Below are 16,578 nucleotides of genomic sequence, written 5' to 3' on the forward strand. Positions count from 1 at the left end.
AAACATGGGTCTCGGTCTGAAAGGCTTCGGGTGTTAGGGCGAGTGGGTCCGCCACGGCGGGACCTCCGGGTCAGCGGATGGATGCCCGCCTTTTGACATGACCCAGCAAAGCCGTCAAGGCGGCGGGCGTTACACCGGAGATCCTTGATGCCGCGCCCAGGGTCGCCGGGCGGGCCTCCTCCAATTTCAGCCGCACTTCGTTGGACAGGGACGCCAGGGAGCCATAGTCCAGGTCCTCGGGCAGGGCCAGGGCCTCGTCCCGGCGAAAAGCCTTGATATCGGCAGCCTGGCGATCCAGGTAAGCACTGTAGAGCGCCTCGATCTCCAGCTGACGACCCACAACCGCCGAAACGGGGGCCAAGGCCTCTGGCCAGATTCGACGCAGCTGAACCATATCCATATCCGGATAGGCCAATAGATCATAGCCCGACCGGCGAATGCCATCCTGGTTCACCGCCACGCCGTGGTCTCGCAGATCATTGGGCGTCCCATTTACCCTTTGCAGGATTTCCCGACCTTGAACCAAGGCCGCCTGGCTGGTGGCGAAGGCCTTCCGACGTTGCTCTCCGATACAGCCCACGGCCTCGCCAATGGGAGTCAGACGCTGGTCCGCATTATCGGCGCGCAGCAACAGCCGGTACTCGGCCCGGGAGGTAAACATGCGATAGGGCTCCCGGGTACCCAGATTGACCAAATCATCGATCATTACACCTATGTAGGCATCGGCCCGGTCCAGGATCAACGGGTCCGCGCCCGCGGCCCGGCGGGCGGCATTGATTCCGGCCACCAGCCCCTGCCCTGCTGCCTCTTCATAGCCTGTCGTGCCATTGATCTGGCCGGCCAGGAACAGACCAGGCAGGCGCAAAGTTTCGAGACTGGGCTTCAGGGCTCGGGGATCGACGAAATCATACTCAATGGCATAACCGGGCTGAATCATGTGAGTCTTCTCCAAGCCCGGGATATGGGTCAGGAGTTCAAGCTGGATATCCTTGGGCAGGGAAGTGGAGATCCCGTTGGGGTAGATCGTCGGGTCGTCGAGCCCCTCGGGCTCCAGGAAGATTTGATGCCGGGTTTTGTCGGCAAATCGGACCACCTTGTCCTCGATGGAGGGGCAATAGCGCGGACCGGTGCTGTCGATCTGGCCGGAGTAAAGCGGCGCCCGGTCCAAGTTATCGGTAATCAGGGCATGGGCCTCGGGCGTGGTCCAGGTGATATGGCAGGGGATCTGCGGCACAGTGATGGTATCGGTCAGGGTCGAAAAGGGTACCGGTGGATCATCGCCGGGTTGCGCCTCCAAGCGGTCCCAGTCAATGGTCCGTCCGTCCAAGCGCGGCGGGGTGCCGGTCTTAAGGCGACCCAAGGGGAAACCCAGGCGCTTGAAGGTAAAGGCCAGGCCCACCGAAGGCAGATCCCCCACCCGCCCGGCGGGCAACATCACCTTCCCCACATGGATCAGGCCCCGCAGGAAAGTGCCAGTGGTAATCACCACCTGGCGGGTATCAAGGTCCCGGTCCATAAGCCGCAGGCCACTCAGGTCGCCGCTGTGGTCGAATAGCAGATCCTCAGCGGAGGCCTCAATCAGGGTCAGGTGTCGATGCTCTCGCAAGAGGGCCTGAATGGCCTGACGATAGAGCTTTCGGTCGGCCTGGGCACGGGGCCCCCAGACAGCGGGGCCCTTGCTTTTGTTGAGCATGCGGAACTGAATCCCGGCCCGGTCGATGGCCCGACCCATAAGCCCATCCAGAGCATCAACTTCCCGCACCAACTGGCCTTTGGCCAAGCCGCCAATGGCCGGGTTGCAGGACATCTCCCCCAGCCTGTCCAGGCGCTGACTGACCAGGGCCGTGCGCGCGCCCATGCGCGCCGCCGCGGCCGCCGCCTCGCAGCCTGCGTGGCCACCACCGACCACCACCACATCGTACCGGTCCTGTTTCACGTGAAACATTGCCCTATTTCCCAATACAGAAGTCGCGGAACACCAGGTCAAGCATGTCCTCAACCCCCACCCGCCCGGTAATGGTGCCCAGGGCCCGGGCCGCCTGCCGCACATGTTCGGCCATGAGTTCGCTATCCTTTTCGGCCCCTGCCCGTTCCAGGGCATGACGGCAAGTCTCGATGGCCTCCCGGTGCCGCCGTCGGGTCAAAGGCGGGGCGCCGCCGCCATCGCCACACCGCGCCGCCACGGCCTCGCTCAGGGCAGCGAGGAAATCTTCGAGCCCGGCCCCGGTATGCACCGAGAGACCGAAGACCCGATGGTCGCCCCAATTCAAGGGAGCCTCGGGAAGCCCCCGGTCCAACTTGTTGACCACCACCATGGAATCCTTGTCCACCAGAGCGGCGGTCTGGGGATCCACCTCTGGCCAATGGACCCCGTCCAGGACGGCCACTTTGAGATCCGCTTCCCGGGCCCGGGCCAAGGCGCGGCGAACGCCTTCCCCCTCGATCTCATCGGCAGCCTGACGTAAACCCGCCGTATCGGCCATGACCACGGGAAATCCGTCCAGGTCCATATGCACTTCAATCACGTCCCGTGTGGTCCCGGCCTGGGCCGAAACAATGGCCGCTTCCCGCTTGGCCAGGGTATTCAGCAAGCTTGATTTACCGGCGTTGGGGGGGCCGACGATGGCAATGGAAAGACCTTCGCGTAGTCTTTCGCCCCGATGACCATCGGCCAGATGTTGGTCAATATCGGTTTCCAAGATGGTCAGATCCCTGCGCAGAGTCCTCCAGAGATCGTCGGGGAGATCCTCGTCGGAAAAATCGATGGTCGCTTCCAGGTGCGCTGACAGTCCCATGAGCCGTTGCCGCCAATCTTCATAGAGCGTGCCCAAGGCGCCCTGCATCTGCCTTTGGGCCTGGCGCCTCTGGGCCTCGGTCTCGGCATCCACCAGATCGGCTAGGCCCTCGGCCTCGGTCAAATCCATTTTGCCATGCTCAAAGGCACGGCGGCTGAATTCCCCCGGGTCCGCCTGCCGTAGCCCCAACCCCTCGCCCAGCAGCCTGGCCAGACGCGCCGTCATGGCCCTTCCACCATGACCATGGATCTCCACCACATCCTCGCCGGTGAAGCTGGCCGGGGCCGGGAACCAGAGCACCAGTCCCCGGTCCACCTCTTCGCCATTGACCGGATCGATCAGGCGTCTCAGCATCGCTCTGCGCGGCTCCGGCAGATCGTCGCCAATCATCTGGGTCAAAGCCTGCCCGGCGCCGACCCCTGAAATCCGGAAGACAGCCAGACCAGCGGCCCCGCCGCCGGAAGCCAGGGCATAGATGGTATCATCGCGCATGAGGAGTCCTTGAACCTATATCTAGTAGGTTCCTAGTCTTCGTTCGACAACATTAGGTGTTCAACCCGGTTGCCCCCTTGGATATGGGATTCCAGAATCTCATCCATGTCGGCCCGGGTGGCGACCTTATACCACACCCCTTCGGGATAAATCACCATCACCGGCCCATTCTCGCAGCGATCCAGGCATCCAGCGTTGTTGATCCGGACATCGTTCAATTCCAGTTGCTTGGTCTTCACCTTGAGATAGGTGCGCAGGGAAGCGCTGTCCTTGTCGGCGCAGCAGCCTCTGGGATGTCCTTCGACCCGCTGATTGGAACAAACAAAAACGTGGCTGCGGTAATAGGGCGCCTCGCTCATCAATCGTCGCTCCCCTTCTTGCCGCCACCAAACTGGGTCCAGAAGGCCTTCTGCAATTGCTCGAAACCCTGTATTCCGGCGGGCAACCAAGTCTTGAACAGCGCATCCGGATCCATGGCATGCAGATTGGATTTCATCTGCTCTTCCATCTCCTCCATCAACCGGGTTTGCATGGGCTTCAGATCGGGAAGACCGAAGAAGGCCCGGGCCTCTTCCGGAGTACAGTCTATATTGATGGTAACTTTCATAAGGATTCCTTTTTCATCGCACCGGAAGCGCTTGTAACCGGGGGGGATTCCCCCCACATCCTAGGCAGCCCGACGGGCCCGCGCAATGCTATCCGATTTTCCTATTTAAACATTTCTGGGACATCATGACCGAAAACAGACTGGCCGACGAAACCAGCCCTTACCTTTTGCAGCATCAAGACAATCCGGTGCATTGGCAACCCTGGGGCCAGGAAGCCCTGGATCTGGCCCGCGAGACCAATAAACCGGTGCTGCTCTCCATTGGCTATGCGGCCTGTCATTGGTGTCATGTGATGGCTCACGAGAGCTTTGAAAACCCCGCGATTGCGGAAACCATGAACAAGCTGTTCATCAACATCAAGGTGGACCGGGAAGAACGCCCGGACGTGGATTCCATCTATCAGACCGCTTTGCAGCTCATGGGGCAACAAGGGGGCTGGCCCCTGACCATTTTCATGACCCCGGACGGCGCGCCGTTTTGGGGCGGCACCTACTTCCCGCCGGAACCGCGCTGGGGGCGTCAGGGTTTTCCGCAGGTGCTGCAATCCATATCCAGTGCCTATCATACCCAGACCTCCAAGGTTCTTGAAAATGTCACCTCCCTGCGTGCCGCGCTGGAGGAAGCCACCAACGACGCACCCGGCGGCGAAGTGGAAGCGGTGGCCCCGGATTCTTTGGATTTTATCGCCCAAGCGGTGCTGCGCATGGTTGATCCGGTGCAAGGCGGCCTCAAAGGCGCCCCGAAATTCCCGCAACCCACCTTGTTCCGTTTTGTCTGGAATTCCTATCACCGCACCAAGTCGACCCTGTACAAGCAATCGGTGGTCAACACCCTGGACCGGATTTGTCAGGGTGGCATCTATGATCACCTGGGCGGCGGCTTCGCGCGCTACTCCACTGATGAAATCTGGTTGGCGCCACACTTCGAAAAAATGCTGTACGACAATGCACAGCTGATCGAACTGTTGACCATGGTCTGGCAGGACACGGGCAGTGATCTCTATGCCCAGCGGGTCGCCGAGACCGTGGACTGGCTATTGCGGGAAATGACCATTGAGGAAGGCGGCGATATCGCCTTTGCCGGCACCCTTGATGCCGACTCCGAGGGCGAAGAGGGCAAATTCTATGTTTGGTCGTCATTGGAAATTGACGACTTGTTGCAAGACCATGCGCCGATCTTCAAGGAAGCCTATGGGGTTACCGAGGCAGGCAATTGGGAAGGCACCAACATCCTCAATCGCAGCGCCGACCCGGAAATCAAGGCCGAGGTGCTAGAGGGCAAGCTGGCGCAATACCGGGCGACCCTGTTGGCGGCCCGCGAAAAGCGGGAACGTCCGGGTCGCGATGACAAGGTACTGGCTGACTGGAACGGCCTAGCCATCGCCGCCCTGGCCTTTGCCGGGACAGCCTTCGGACGGGTCGATTGGCTGGAGAAGGCCCAATCGGTCTATCGGTTTATCACCCGCAACCTGACCATCGACGGACGCCTGCGCCATACCTGGAAAGACGACCGCGCCCGCCACCCGGCGGTGCTGGATGATTACGCACAAATGATCCGCGCCGCCCTGACCCTCTATGAATGCACGGGACAGGCAGAATACCTGGATCAGGCCACGACCTGGTTGGATCTGGTGGAAACCCATCACCGCACCGACGGGGTTTACGCCCTGTCCGCCGATGATACGACGGATCTGATCGCCCGCCCGCGACCAATCTTCGACAATGTCACCCCGTCAGGCAATGGCACCATGGCGGAGAACCTGGCCCGGCTGTTTTTGTTGACCGGCAACGAAGCCAAAGGCCGCGCCGCCGGTGCCCTGATCGAGGCGGTAACCGCCGGTCCCAGGGACCGTCTAGTCAATCAACCGACCACCCTGGGCGCGCTGGATCTTCTCAATCGTGGTGCTCAGGTAATCCTTATCGCCGAGGAAAACCAAGCCCCGCCGTTCCGTGACCGGGTCTTCGAGGCCGCCCTGCCGCACCGGATCTTCCAGCGGCTCGCCCCCGGCACCACCTTGCCCGACGGCCACCCGGCCAACGGCAAGGACCAGGTGGACGGACTCCCCACGGCCTATATCTGCGTCGGCCAAACCTGCGGTCTCCCCATAACCGATCCGAACGGCTTGAGCGAGGCCCTGGCCCGGTTGTAAGATCCTTCCTATGGCGCATCTGTCCTTCCATAGCCCCGTTGGCTCTTTGACCCTGTTCGAGGAGGACGGCCTGCTGGTGGCGCTGGACTGGGGCCGGGTACCGGAATGCGATGGGGTTCCTGCTGTGCTAGGAGAAGCCAAACGGCAATTGGATGCCTATTTCGAGGGCGACCTGCAGGATTTCGATCTGCCGTTGGAGCCCCGGGGCACGGAGTTTCAAAGGCGTGTCTGGTCGGAAATGCAACGCATCCCCTTCGGCGAAGTGCGGACCTATGGCGATCTCGCCTATGCCATCGGCTCCGGACCCCGCGCCGTGGGCGGTGCCTGTGGCCGCAATCCCCTACCCATCGTCATTCCCTGTCACCGTGTCACCGGCGCCAACAATCGCCTGACCGGCTATTCCGGTGGCCAGGGCCTGGATACCAAACGCCGCCTGCTGGCCTTCGAAGGCCTGCGATTCCCCTGATTTCAAGGAGACGACCCATGACCAAGGCCATTCGCATCCATCAAACCGGCGGCCCCGAGGCCATGACCTGGGAAGACGTGACAGTCGGCGATCCGGGTCCCGGCCAGGTGCGGGTGAAAAACACCGCCGTGGGAGTCAATTTCATCGATGTCTATCATCGCACCGGCCTCTATCCGGTGGAGCTGCCCTCCGTGTTGGGCATGGAAGGCGCCGGAGTTGTGGAAGCCATCGGAACCGACGTGACGGACCTGAACATTGGCCAGCGAGTGGCCTACAACGGTCATCCGGTGGGCGCCTATGCCGAAGCCCGGCTTTATCCCGCGGATCGCCTTGTTCCCCTGCCCGATGCCGTTTCCGATCAACAGGCGGCGGCGATGATGCTCAAGGGCATGACCGCCCACTACCTTTTACGCCGCAGCTACGAAGTGCAGGCCGGAGATACCATCCTGATCCACGCGGCGGCGGGCGGTGTGGGCCAGATCGCCGTGCAATGGGCCAAGCATTTGGGGGCGACGGTCATCGGCACCGTGGGGTCGGATGAAAAAGCCGAAATCGCCCGATCCCGGGGCTGCGACCATACGATCTTGTACAAAAGCGAGAATTTCGCCGACCGGGTCAAAGATATCACCGGCGGTGAGGGGGTTCAGGCGGTCTATGATTCCATCGGCAAGGATACCTTTGAAGATTCCCTGAACTGCCTGCACCGGTTGGGCACCATGGTTTCCTACGGCAATGCCTCGGGCCCGGTCCCGGCTTTCGAACCAGCCTTGCTGGCACAAAAAGGATCGCTGTTTTTCACCCGGCCAATCTTGTTCCACTACATCACCACCCGCGAGGAACTGCTGGCCACGGCGGAGGAACTGTTCGAAGTGGTGACGGCGGACGTGGTGGATATCGCCATTGGCCAGACTTTCCCGCTCTCCGACGCCGCCGAGGCCCACAGAGCCCTGGAAGCGCGGCAGACCACCGGGTCAACGATCTTGCTGCCCTAGGCCGTCCTCGGCTATAACTTGCAAACTGCAAGTAAATGGACCGGATCATGCGTTCTTCCTGCCCCATCGCCGGCGCCCTGGACCTGTTCGGCGACAAATGGACCCTGCTGGTACTGCGGGACCTGATGTTTCGGCAAAAAACCACTTATGGGGATCTGCTCCAGTCCCCCGAAGGCGTCGCCACCAATATCCTGGCCGACCGGCTTGATCGGCTATGTCAGGCGGGATTCATCGAAAAACGGGGCCGCGCCTATGGAGTGACCTCCAAGGGCTGGACCCTGGAGCCGGTGATGCGCGGGATCCTGCGCTGGGGACTGCGGGAATTGCCGGGAACGGAAAGACCGAATACCAACCTGCATAACGATTGACGGGATCAGCAATCGAACAGGCGCGACCCTATTGGTATCAATCCCGTTTTTCCTGTTTGATCGAAGCCGATCAAACGCGAAAGGCACGCACTAGCTGTTCATGGCATCGAAGAATTCGTCGTTGGTCTTGGCATGTTTGAGCTTGTCGAGCAGGAACTCCATGGCATCGGTGGTGCCCATGGGCATGAGAATGCGGCGAAGCACCCACATCTTCGACAGGGTTCCCTTTTCCACCAGCAGCTCTTCCTTGCGGGTGCCGGATTTGGTGATATCGATGGCCGGGAAAGTGCGCTTGTCGGAAAGCTTGCGGTCGAGGATCAGTTCCGAGTTGCCGGTGCCCTTGAACTCTTCGAAGATCACCTCGTCCATGCGCGAACCGGTATCCACCAGGGCGGTGGCGATGATAGTCAGGCTGCCGCCTTCCTCGATATTCCGCGCCGCGCCGAAGAAACGCTTCGGGCGTTGCAAGGCGTTGGCGTCCACGCCACCAGTCAGCACCTTGCCCGAGCTGGGCACCACGGTGTTGTAAGCGCGCGCCAGACGGGTGATGGAATCGAGCAAGATCACCACGTCTCTCTTGTGTTCCACAAGGCGCTTGGCCTTTTCGATGACCATTTCGGCCACCTGTACGTGACGCACCGCCGGTTCGTCGAAGGTGGAAGAAACCACCTCGCCCTTGACCGAACGGGCCATGTCGGTGACTTCCTCGGGTCGTTCATCGATCAGTAGCACGATCAGATAGCATTCGGGATGATTGACCGAGATGGAATGGGCGATGTTTTGCAGCATCACGGTCTTGCCGGTGCGCGGCGGCGCCACCACCAGCGCGCGCTGGCCCTTGCCCACGGGGGAAATCAGGTCGATGACCCGCGCCGTGGTGTCCTTGGTGGTGGGATCGGGGTTTTCCATCTTGATGCGCTCGGTGGGATAGAGCGGTGTCAGGTTATCGAAATTGATCCGGTGGCGGACCGCGTTGGGGTCCTCGAAATTGATATCATTGACCTTCAGCAGGGCGAAATAGCGTTCGCCATCCTTGGGCGAGCGAATCTGGCCTTCCACCGTATCGCCGGTGCGCAGGCTGAATCGCCGCACCTGGCTGGGCGAGACATAGATGTCGTCGGGTCCCGGTAGATAGTTGGCCTCCGGCGAGCGCAGGAATCCGAACCCGTCTTGCAAAACCTCCAGCACCCCCGATCCGAAGATCGCCACGTCGTTTTCCGCCAACTGCTTGAGGATGGCGAACATCATGTCCTGCTTACGCAGGGTCGAGGCGTTCTCGATATCCAGCTCCTCGGCAAAGGCGAGCAGCTCGGTGGGGGTTTTTTCTTTGAGTTCCTGAAGATTCATGACTTTGGTTCGTAAATTGTGAAAGGGAGACGACCCGGGAACGGATCGGAAGAAGGGGGAACGGCGGTCCTTAAGCATCCGGATTAAACCGAATTACGATAGGCGGTTACGCCTTTGGACTTTTATCCGTTATTGAAAGTGGAGGCGGTGGTCCCGCTGGGAAAGACAATAATTTCGGAACCGCGAATAGAATTACCCATAGGCCGGTTCCAAGTCAAATGGGATTTTATGAAATCGTTGTTGCGCTGTTATTGACTTGTATCAAGAGACTGTCACTCCCAAGGCTTCACCACCACCATGATGATCAGCACAATCATCAGCACCGTGGGGACCTCGTTGGCATAGCGGTAGAACTTGTGCGAGCGCTGATTGCGGTCTTCGAGAAATTCCATGCGCCACTTCATGTTGAGAAAATGCATGACGAACAGCCCGACCACGCAGACCAGCTTGACCCACAGCCAAATACTCAACCAGGCATCTTCATACAGATTGCCCAGCAGGATCAGACCGAATACCAGGGAACCCACGGCGGCGGGATTCATGATCGCCTTGAGCAGACGGCGTTCCATGATTTTAAAGGTCTCGCCGGTGGCGGAATCCGCCGGTTCCTGGGCATGATAGACATAGAGCCGGGGCAGGTAGAAATGCCCGGCCATCCAGGCCATGACACAAATGATATGCAACGCCTTGGTCCACATCCAGGCCTCGCCGCTCAGATCCCACAACATGCTCTAGTCCCCCTTGCCACAGGGGCATTGCCCCAGGTTGGCCGCACAGATCCGTGTTCCCCGGGGTGGGCTATCCCCGGTCCGGATCTGTCCCACCAGATCCGCCAGTCCGCCGATGAAGGCCGGATGGGTACCCACGGCAGGTACCCGCACATAACCGGGCACGCCGAGTTTATCCGCTTCTTCACGGTATTCGATATCCAGTTCCACCAGGGTCTCGGAATGCTCTGAGACAAAGGCAATGGGCACGATGACCGCCGGCACCCCATCATTTCCCGCCCGTTGCAATTCCTGTTCGGTGGACGGCCCGATCCATTCCAGACGCCCGACCCGGCTTTGGTAGCAGACCGCCCAATCCAGATCGTCGATCCCCAAGGCCTCGACCACGGCGGCACTGGTCTGTTCCACCTGCCACTGATAGGGGTCTCCGGCATCGACGATCTTTTTCGGCAGCCCGTGAGCGGAAAACAACAATCGTGGTTTTCCTTTGGATTCCGCCTCTTGCAGTCCTTTTCGCGTCAATTCCGTCACCGCCTCGATCCAGCCTGATTGCAATGGATAACAGCAGATCGAGTGTGTCGGCTTATCCAATCCGGCGGCCTTGGCGGCACGATTCCAGTCATCAATGGAGGAACCGACCGTTGTGGTAGAGAATTGCGGGTAGAGCGGCAGCAAAATGACCTCGTCCGGATCGAAATCCTTCACCTCATAGGCCACTTCATCACTCATGGGATGCCAATAACGCATGGCGATGAACGTTTGAACTTCGTGCTCGCTGGAAAGAACATCTCTTAGGGCATTGGCCTGATCCCAGGTCAGATCAAGCAGCGGTGATTTGCCACCCAGATGCTGGTAGATTTCCGCCGCCACCGGCGCCCTCTTGCGGGAAATGTATTGGGCCAATAGCCAGCGGATCGGTCCCGGGGCCGTGATGATTGCCGGATCATTGAACAAATTGAACAGGAACGGACGGATGGATTCCACCCGGTCCGGTCCTCCCAGATTGAACAAAACCACCGCCAGTTTGGCCAAAACGACCTTCTCCCCGGATTAGCCGCGCTGCTGAATGATCTCGGCCACCCGAGCCACATGCTCTGGCGGCGTTTGCGGCACGATGCCATGACCCAGATTGAAAATGAAGGGGCCTTGTCCAAGGACGTCAAGAATGGTGTTCAACTCCCGCTCCATGGCTTCTCCCCCGGCCACCAGTAGCATGTTGTCCAGGTTGCCCTGCACCGTGCAGTGGGGCTGAATATTGTCTGCTGCCCAGGTTACCGGAATGGTCGAATCCAGGCTCACGCCATCGACATTGGTTTCACGGACAAAATCGGGATACATCATCCCGGCGCCACGGGGAAAACCGATGATCGGCACGCCGGGACAGGCGGCTTTCAGGGTTTCCACCAGCTTGATGGTCGGATCGATGACCCAACGCCGGAACTCCGCTGGTGGCAGCACCCCGGCCCAGCTATCGAAAATCTGAATGATCTCGGCGCCGTTTTTCACCTGCTCGATCAGATACCGACCGGTGGCTTCCACCAACAGATCGATCAGTTTGGCAAAGCCTTCGGGATCGCCATAGGCCCAGGAACGGGTCACGGGATAATCCTTGGACCCCCGGCCCTCGACCATGTAGGTGGCCACGGTCCAAGGCGCCCCGGCAAAGCCGATTAGCGCCGTGGTCTCGGGAATTTCCCTGGATAGCCGCCCGACGGTCTCATAGACCGGCGCCATATGGCCATGCAGGCGTTCCAGGTCCAACTGCTCCAGCTCGGCCACGGAGCGGATGGGATCCAGCACCGGCCCTTCGCCTTCGAGAAACTGAACTTTCTGACCCAGAGCATCCGGGATCACCAGAATATCGCTGAACAGAATGGCCGCGTCCATGTGATAGCGCCGTAAGGGCTGAAGGGTAACTTCCACGGCCAGGTCCGGCGAATGGCAGAAATTCAGGAAGTTTTTCGCACTTTTGCGGACTTCACGGTATTCGGCCAGATAGCGGCCCGCCTGGCGCATAAGCCAGAAAGGGGGACGGGTCAGGGTTTCCCCGGCCAAGGCGCGGAGCATGGTCTTCTCGGATGACTGGATCATGGGCTGGATGGCTCTCCTCGATTTCGTCCCCAACCCATACAATTTAATATCTTAAGATTAAAGGGGCTGTTGTTGTAGTTGGGGGGTGGAAACCTGTGGATCCCCGCTTTCAGGGATCTTATCCACAAACCCGTGCCACGGTTGCCGGGGTGGGCTTTGGTCCTGGGACTCGTTTTCCACGATCCCATGCTAAAACCAAGGACAGACAGGCAAAAAATTGATATACCCGCATTGTGGATAAGGGGGATGAAGCACGCGTTGCTCCGTTTGTTTGATGGTTTTCCCGCATCCTGAATGATTTTATCCGTCTGGGGACAAGTGGACGGACCGAAAAACCGTTTAAGGGAATGAAAAAGAGGTTTTGGCCCAAAAGGTCGAACTGTCCACAGGCAGACGAGGGAATAGTGGATAACGAAGACGATTTTAAAAAGCTTCATCTTCACCTGGTTTCCGACGCCAGCGGTGAAACGGTTCTCGGGATTGCCCGTGTTTGTCTGCTGCAATTCGATGGATTCGAAACCGTCGAACATCTTTCTCCTCTCGTACGCCATCTAGACGATGTGGACAAAGTCCTCGATCGCATCGCCCGTTATCCCGGTCTGTGCATCTTCACTCTGGTCAATACGGAGATCCGCGAGGCCCTGGAAACGGGCTGCGACGAGTTGGGTGTGCCCAGCGTCCCGGTATTGGACCCGATTCTTGGCGCCATTGCCAATTTCATGGATGTGCCCATGCGCGGCCGCCCGGGGCGTCACCATGGCATGAATTCGGAATACTTCAGCCGCATCGACGCCTTGCATTTTGTCATGGCACACGATGATGGCCAATCTACCCGCGGATTGCATGATGCCGATGTGGTTTTGTTGGGTGTCTCCCGCACCTCCAAGACCCCCACTTGCATCTATCTGGCTAATCGAGGGGTCAAAGCCGCCAATTTTCCCATTGTTCCCGGCTGTGCCCTGCCCGAGGAATTGGATGGGCTCAAAGGACCGTTGGTGGTCTGTTTGACCAAGGATCCGAAATTGCTCTCACAGATCCGCCGCAACCGCCTGCGGCTGTTGGGTCAGGAGGAACAGACAGATTATACGGATACCGAACGGGTGGAAGAGGAAGTGATGATGGCCAAAAGGCTATCCGCGCGCAACGGCTGGCCGATCATTGATGTGACCCGCCGTTCCATCGAGGAAACAGCGGCACAGATCATCCGTCTGATCGCCGATCGGGACGAAAGCCGGGCATGATCCGCGGGGATCACCGGCTGATATTGGCTTCGGCCAGTCGCTCACGGGCTGATATTCTGCGTCAGGCTCATATTCCCCATACCATCAAGCCAGCCCATTTGGATGAATCGGGGATCAAGGCCCACTGCCGGGATCAGGGTCGATCGGCGCTGGAAACCGCTGTGGCCCTGGCCGAAGCCAAGGCGCGCGCCATTGCCGTCGATGATCCGGACGCCTGGGTCATTGGTGCGGACCAGATGCTGGAATGCGGCGATCATTGGTTGGATAAACCGGACTCCCCCGCCGAGGCCCGGGACCATCTGCGGCTCTTGCGCGGTCGATCCCATGCCCTGCAAACGGCGGTCTGCGTGATGCGTGGAGATCGGGTGATCTGGCATATGGGTGCAACGGTGACCCTGACCATGCGGGATTTCTCCGATAATTTTCTCGACGGCTATCTGGATTTAGTGGGCGATGACGTGACCACGACGGTAGGCTGTTATCGGCTGGAAGGTCTCGGGTCGCAGCTGTTTTCCGCCATTGACGGCGATTATTTCACCATTCTCGGGCTGCCTCTGTTGCCATTGCAATCGGCGTTGCGGGATCTGGAGGTTCTGGAGGCATGATCAGTGGCAAGGCAAAACTGGCCGGGGTAATGGGATGGCCCGTGGGTCATTCGCTGTCCCCTTTGTTGCATGGCTTTTGGCTGCGTGAACTGGGTATCGATGGCACCTATGTGCCTCTGGCGGTGACACCCGAAGACTGTGCCGCGGTTCTCAAGACCCTGCCCCGCATGGGGTTTCAAGGCTGCAATGTCACCGTGCCACACAAGGAAACCGCCTTGGCCACCGTTGATGAGGTGGATCATCAGGCCCAACGCATCGGCGCGGTCAACACGGTGGTGGTGGCCGAGGACGGGCGTCTGTTGGGCCGCAATACGGATGCCTATGGCTTCATGGCGAATCTTCAGGCGGGTCTGGCGGATTGGTCGGCGGCACAGGGTCCGGCGGTGGTGCTCGGCGCGGGCGGTGCGGCACGGGCGGTCATCGTCGGCCTGCTGGATGCCGGCTGTCCGGAAATCCGTTTGACCAACCGTACCCGGAATCGGGCGGAGGCTGTCGCGGGGGATATCCCCGGACCTATCACCGTCACCGATTGGGACCGGCGGAGCGACTCCCTCGAAGGGGCCGCGCTGCTGGTCAATACCACCACTCTGGGCATGGCCGGGCAGCCGCCCTTGGAAATGCCGCTGGATGGATTATCCAGCCGTGCCGTGGTCACCGATATCGTCTATGCCCCGCTGCAAACCGTGCTCTTGCGGCAGGCAGCGGAACGGGGCCATCGCACGGTGGACGGCCTGGGCATGCTGTTGCATCAGGCAGTGCCGGGTTTCGAGGCCTGGTTCGGTCCGCGCCCCGAGGTCAGCGATGCCCTGCGCCGCCATATGCTGGATTCGCTGGGATGAGGGTGCTCGGGCTTACCGGGTCTATCGGCATGGGCAAAAGCACCGCGGCGGCGGATTTCCGCCGTTTGGGCATCGCCGTACATGACGCCGACGCGGTGGTGCATGGGCTGCTCGGCCCCGGTGGCGAGGCCCTAACGGCCATTGATTCCTTGTTTCCCGGCGTGGTCGGGACGGCGGGGGTGGATCGCCAGGCCTTGGGAGCCCGGGTATTCCATGATCCAACGGGGTTGAAGAAACTGGAAGCCATCCTGCATCCGCTGGTGCGGCGGGCGGAACAGGGGTTTCTGCGCCGTCAAATGGCCCGACAGGCTCCATTTGTGGTGTTGGATATCCCCCTGCTGTTCGAGACCCATGGGGAAAGCCGCTGCGACGCGGTGGCGGTGGTGACGGCACCACCCTTTGTCCAGTCCCGGCGGGTTCTGGCGCGGTCGGGCATGACCCGAGAAAAATTCCACGCCATTCTAGCCCGCCAGGTTCCCGATGGGGAAAAACGCCATCGGGCCGACTTTGTGATTCAAACCGGTTTGGGACGGCGTTTCAGCCTGCTGGCCATCAAACGCATCGTCGCGGGGATGAAATCCGGATACACTCGGCGCCGGAAAAGGAGTTCCCATGCGTGAAATTGTCCTGGATACGGAAACCACCGGCCTTAGCCCCAAGGGGGACCCGCCCAATGCCCATCGTATTGTCGAAATTGGCTGTGTGGAGTTGGTCAACCATGTGACCACCGGCAAAACCTATCACCAATATATCAATCCGGAACGGGACATGCCGGTGGAGGCCTTCAATGTCCATGGGCTGTCCGAGGAATACCTGGCCGATTTCCCGGTATTTGCCGATGTGGCGCAGGCTTTCCTGGATTTCATTGGCGATGATCGGTTGATCATCCACAACGCTGGCTTCGACATGGGATTCATCAACGCCGAACTGGTGCGTGCCGGACGGTCCGCTCTGCCCATGGAGCGGGCGGTGGATACGGTGGTCATGGCGCGCAAGAAGTTTCCCGGCGCTCAGGCCAACCTGGATGCCCTCTGCCGCCGTTTCGATATCGACAATTCCAACCGCACCTATCACGGCGCGCTGTTGGATTCAGAATTGCTGGCGGAAGTCTATTTGGAGCTGATTGGCGGTCGCCAACCGGGCCTTTTGATGGATTCCAAAGGCGAGGAAGCCGCGGAAATAACGGTGGATTCACCGCGCCATTCCCGTCAGGCCCGCTGCTTTGAGCCGAGCGCCGAGGAACGGGCCGCCCATGCGGAATTCCTCGGCAAACTCAAAGATCCGATCTGGCTGAGTTAGGCCTCGCCTTCGGTGACCATATCGGCGGCGGCATCGCCCCCCTCGGCCTTTGCGGCGGCTTCTTGTTTGTTGCGCTGATACATGGCAACGAAATCGATCATCGACAGCATCAGCGGCGGGAATCCACCGTCGCGGGTGACATCAGCCAGGATGGACCGGGCAAAGGGGAACAGCATGCGTGGGCATTCCACCAGCAACACCGGCTCGCGATGCTCATCGGGAACATTGAGGCTGAACAGACCCGCGTAAACCAGCTCGGCGATGAAAGCGACGGAATCCTCGGCTTTGCACTGGGCGCGCACATGCAGTTCCACCTCGAACAGGTTGTCCTGTAGGGGGCGGGCGTTGACGTCGACGCCGATATTCACATCCGGCTGACCCTTTTGCAGGGCGCCAAAGACCGCCGGTGCGTTGGGGGCCTCAAAGGACAAATCCTTGATGTATTGTCCGTTGATGACCAGCGGCGGGTTCTGTTGCTCGGGTGCGTCGCCGGTTGGGGTCTCGGCCATGGATATCCTCCGTCCCTTAAAGGTGAATTGGTTACTGCAAGGTGGCTAT

Annotated in this window: 18 protein-coding genes; 9 read left to right on the forward strand and 9 right to left on the reverse strand. The window is 60.0% G+C overall.

Annotated features, from left to right (window positions below):
• Positions 1 to 70: 70 nt before the first annotated feature.
• The 4 genes from mnmG to MGMAQ_RS18275 are packed head-to-tail and all read right to left on the reverse strand — an operon-like array spanning position 71 to position 3,894.
• Entirely contained in the window at positions 71 to 1,945 is a 1,875-nt protein-coding gene (gene mnmG / locus MGMAQ_RS18260) for a tRNA uridine-5-carboxymethylaminomethyl(34) synthesis enzyme MnmG (protein WP_046022678.1), read from the reverse strand.
• A gap of 4 nt (positions 1,946 to 1,949) precedes the next feature.
• Entirely contained in the window at positions 1,950 to 3,287 is a 1,338-nt protein-coding gene (gene mnmE, locus MGMAQ_RS18265) for a tRNA uridine-5-carboxymethylaminomethyl(34) synthesis GTPase MnmE (RefSeq protein WP_046022679.1), read from the reverse strand.
• Positions 3,288 to 3,319: 32 nt separating this feature from the next.
• Positions 3,320 to 3,646 carry a ferredoxin gene (locus tag MGMAQ_RS18270; RefSeq protein ID WP_046022680.1) on the reverse strand — a complete coding sequence of 109 codons (327 nt, stop codon included), beginning with the start codon at positions 3,644 to 3,646 and terminating at the stop codon, positions 3,320 to 3,322.
• Entirely contained in the window at positions 3,646 to 3,894 is a 249-nt protein-coding gene (locus MGMAQ_RS18275) for a DUF6489 family protein (protein WP_046022681.1), read from the reverse strand. The genes MGMAQ_RS18270 and MGMAQ_RS18275 overlap by 1 nt, the downstream gene beginning before the upstream one ends.
• 125 nt (positions 3,895 to 4,019) lie before the next feature.
• Between MGMAQ_RS18275 and MGMAQ_RS18280 the strand changes: the two genes are divergently transcribed.
• Genes MGMAQ_RS18280 through MGMAQ_RS18295 form a run of 4 tightly spaced genes read left to right on the forward strand, consistent with a single transcriptional unit; the run spans position 4,020 to position 7,870 of the window.
• Positions 4,020 to 6,044, forward strand: coding sequence for a thioredoxin domain-containing protein (locus tag MGMAQ_RS18280; protein WP_046022682.1), 2,025 nt, complete (start codon positions 4,020 to 4,022; stop codon positions 6,042 to 6,044).
• A gap of 10 nt (positions 6,045 to 6,054) precedes the next feature.
• Complete coding sequence (locus tag MGMAQ_RS18285; RefSeq protein WP_046022683.1) at positions 6,055 to 6,510, forward strand: methylated-DNA--[protein]-cysteine S-methyltransferase; 456 nt, start codon at positions 6,055 to 6,057, stop codon at positions 6,508 to 6,510.
• Positions 6,511 to 6,527: 17 nt separating this feature from the next.
• Complete coding sequence (locus MGMAQ_RS18290) at positions 6,528 to 7,502, forward strand: quinone oxidoreductase (RefSeq protein ID WP_046022684.1); 975 nt, start codon at positions 6,528 to 6,530, stop codon at positions 7,500 to 7,502.
• Between the two features lie 47 nt (positions 7,503 to 7,549).
• Positions 7,550 to 7,870, forward strand: a complete 321-nt coding sequence (locus tag MGMAQ_RS18295; RefSeq protein WP_082085608.1) for a helix-turn-helix domain-containing protein — start codon at positions 7,550 to 7,552, stop codon at positions 7,868 to 7,870.
• A gap of 90 nt (positions 7,871 to 7,960) precedes the next feature.
• Here MGMAQ_RS18295 and rho read toward each other — a convergent pair whose 3' ends face one another.
• The 4 genes from rho to hemE form a co-directional block, all read right to left on the reverse strand.
• Positions 7,961 to 9,217 carry a transcription termination factor Rho gene (rho, locus tag MGMAQ_RS18300; RefSeq protein ID WP_046022686.1) on the reverse strand — a complete coding sequence of 419 codons (1,257 nt, stop codon included), beginning with the start codon at positions 9,215 to 9,217 and terminating at the stop codon, positions 7,961 to 7,963.
• Positions 9,218 to 9,489: 272 nt separating this feature from the next.
• Positions 9,490 to 9,945, reverse strand: coding sequence for a protoporphyrinogen oxidase HemJ (gene hemJ, locus MGMAQ_RS18305; RefSeq protein WP_046022687.1), 456 nt, complete (start codon positions 9,943 to 9,945; stop codon positions 9,490 to 9,492).
• 3 nt (positions 9,946 to 9,948) lie between these two features.
• Complete coding sequence (hemH, locus tag MGMAQ_RS18310) at positions 9,949 to 10,977, reverse strand: ferrochelatase (protein WP_046022688.1); 1,029 nt, start codon at positions 10,975 to 10,977, stop codon at positions 9,949 to 9,951.
• 18 nt (positions 10,978 to 10,995) lie between these two features.
• Positions 10,996 to 12,036, reverse strand: coding sequence for a uroporphyrinogen decarboxylase (gene hemE, locus MGMAQ_RS18315; protein WP_148561021.1), 1,041 nt, complete (start codon positions 12,034 to 12,036; stop codon positions 10,996 to 10,998).
• Positions 12,037 to 12,440: 404 nt separating this feature from the next.
• On the opposite strand from hemE, the gene MGMAQ_RS18320 reads away from it, so the two are divergent.
• From MGMAQ_RS18320 to dnaQ, 5 genes are read left to right on the forward strand one after another with little or no spacing between them, the layout of a single operon-like run.
• Positions 12,441 to 13,277, forward strand: coding sequence for a pyruvate, water dikinase regulatory protein (locus tag MGMAQ_RS18320; protein WP_046022689.1), 837 nt, complete (start codon positions 12,441 to 12,443; stop codon positions 13,275 to 13,277).
• Positions 13,274 to 13,882: a nucleoside triphosphate pyrophosphatase gene (locus MGMAQ_RS18325; protein WP_046022690.1), complete on the forward strand. Its 609-nt coding sequence runs from the start codon at positions 13,274 to 13,276 to the stop codon at positions 13,880 to 13,882. The genes MGMAQ_RS18320 and MGMAQ_RS18325 overlap by 4 nt, the downstream gene beginning before the upstream one ends.
• Entirely contained in the window at positions 13,879 to 14,721 is an 843-nt protein-coding gene (locus tag MGMAQ_RS18330) for a shikimate dehydrogenase (RefSeq protein WP_046022691.1), read from the forward strand. Before MGMAQ_RS18325 ends, MGMAQ_RS18330 begins: the two co-directional genes overlap by 4 nt.
• Entirely contained in the window at positions 14,718 to 15,341 is a 624-nt protein-coding gene (gene coaE, locus MGMAQ_RS18335; protein WP_046022692.1) for a dephospho-CoA kinase, read from the forward strand. Before MGMAQ_RS18330 ends, coaE begins: the two co-directional genes overlap by 4 nt.
• On the forward strand, positions 15,334 to 16,020 hold the full coding sequence (gene dnaQ, locus MGMAQ_RS18340; protein WP_046022693.1) for a DNA polymerase III subunit epsilon: 687 nt from the start codon (positions 15,334 to 15,336) through the stop codon (positions 16,018 to 16,020). Before coaE ends, dnaQ begins: the two co-directional genes overlap by 8 nt.
• Here dnaQ and secB read toward each other — a convergent pair.
• The gene (gene secB, locus MGMAQ_RS18345) at positions 16,017 to 16,529 is read right to left on the reverse strand and encodes a protein-export chaperone SecB (RefSeq protein WP_046022694.1); all 513 of its coding nucleotides are present in this window, start codon (positions 16,527 to 16,529) and stop codon (positions 16,017 to 16,019) included. The genes dnaQ and secB overlap by 4 nt on opposite strands.
• Positions 16,530 to 16,578 lie beyond the last annotated feature (49 nt).

Source organism: Magnetospira sp. QH-2 (assembly GCF_000968135.1).
Taxonomy (GTDB): Bacteria; Pseudomonadota; Alphaproteobacteria; order Rhodospirillales; family Magnetospiraceae; genus Magnetospira.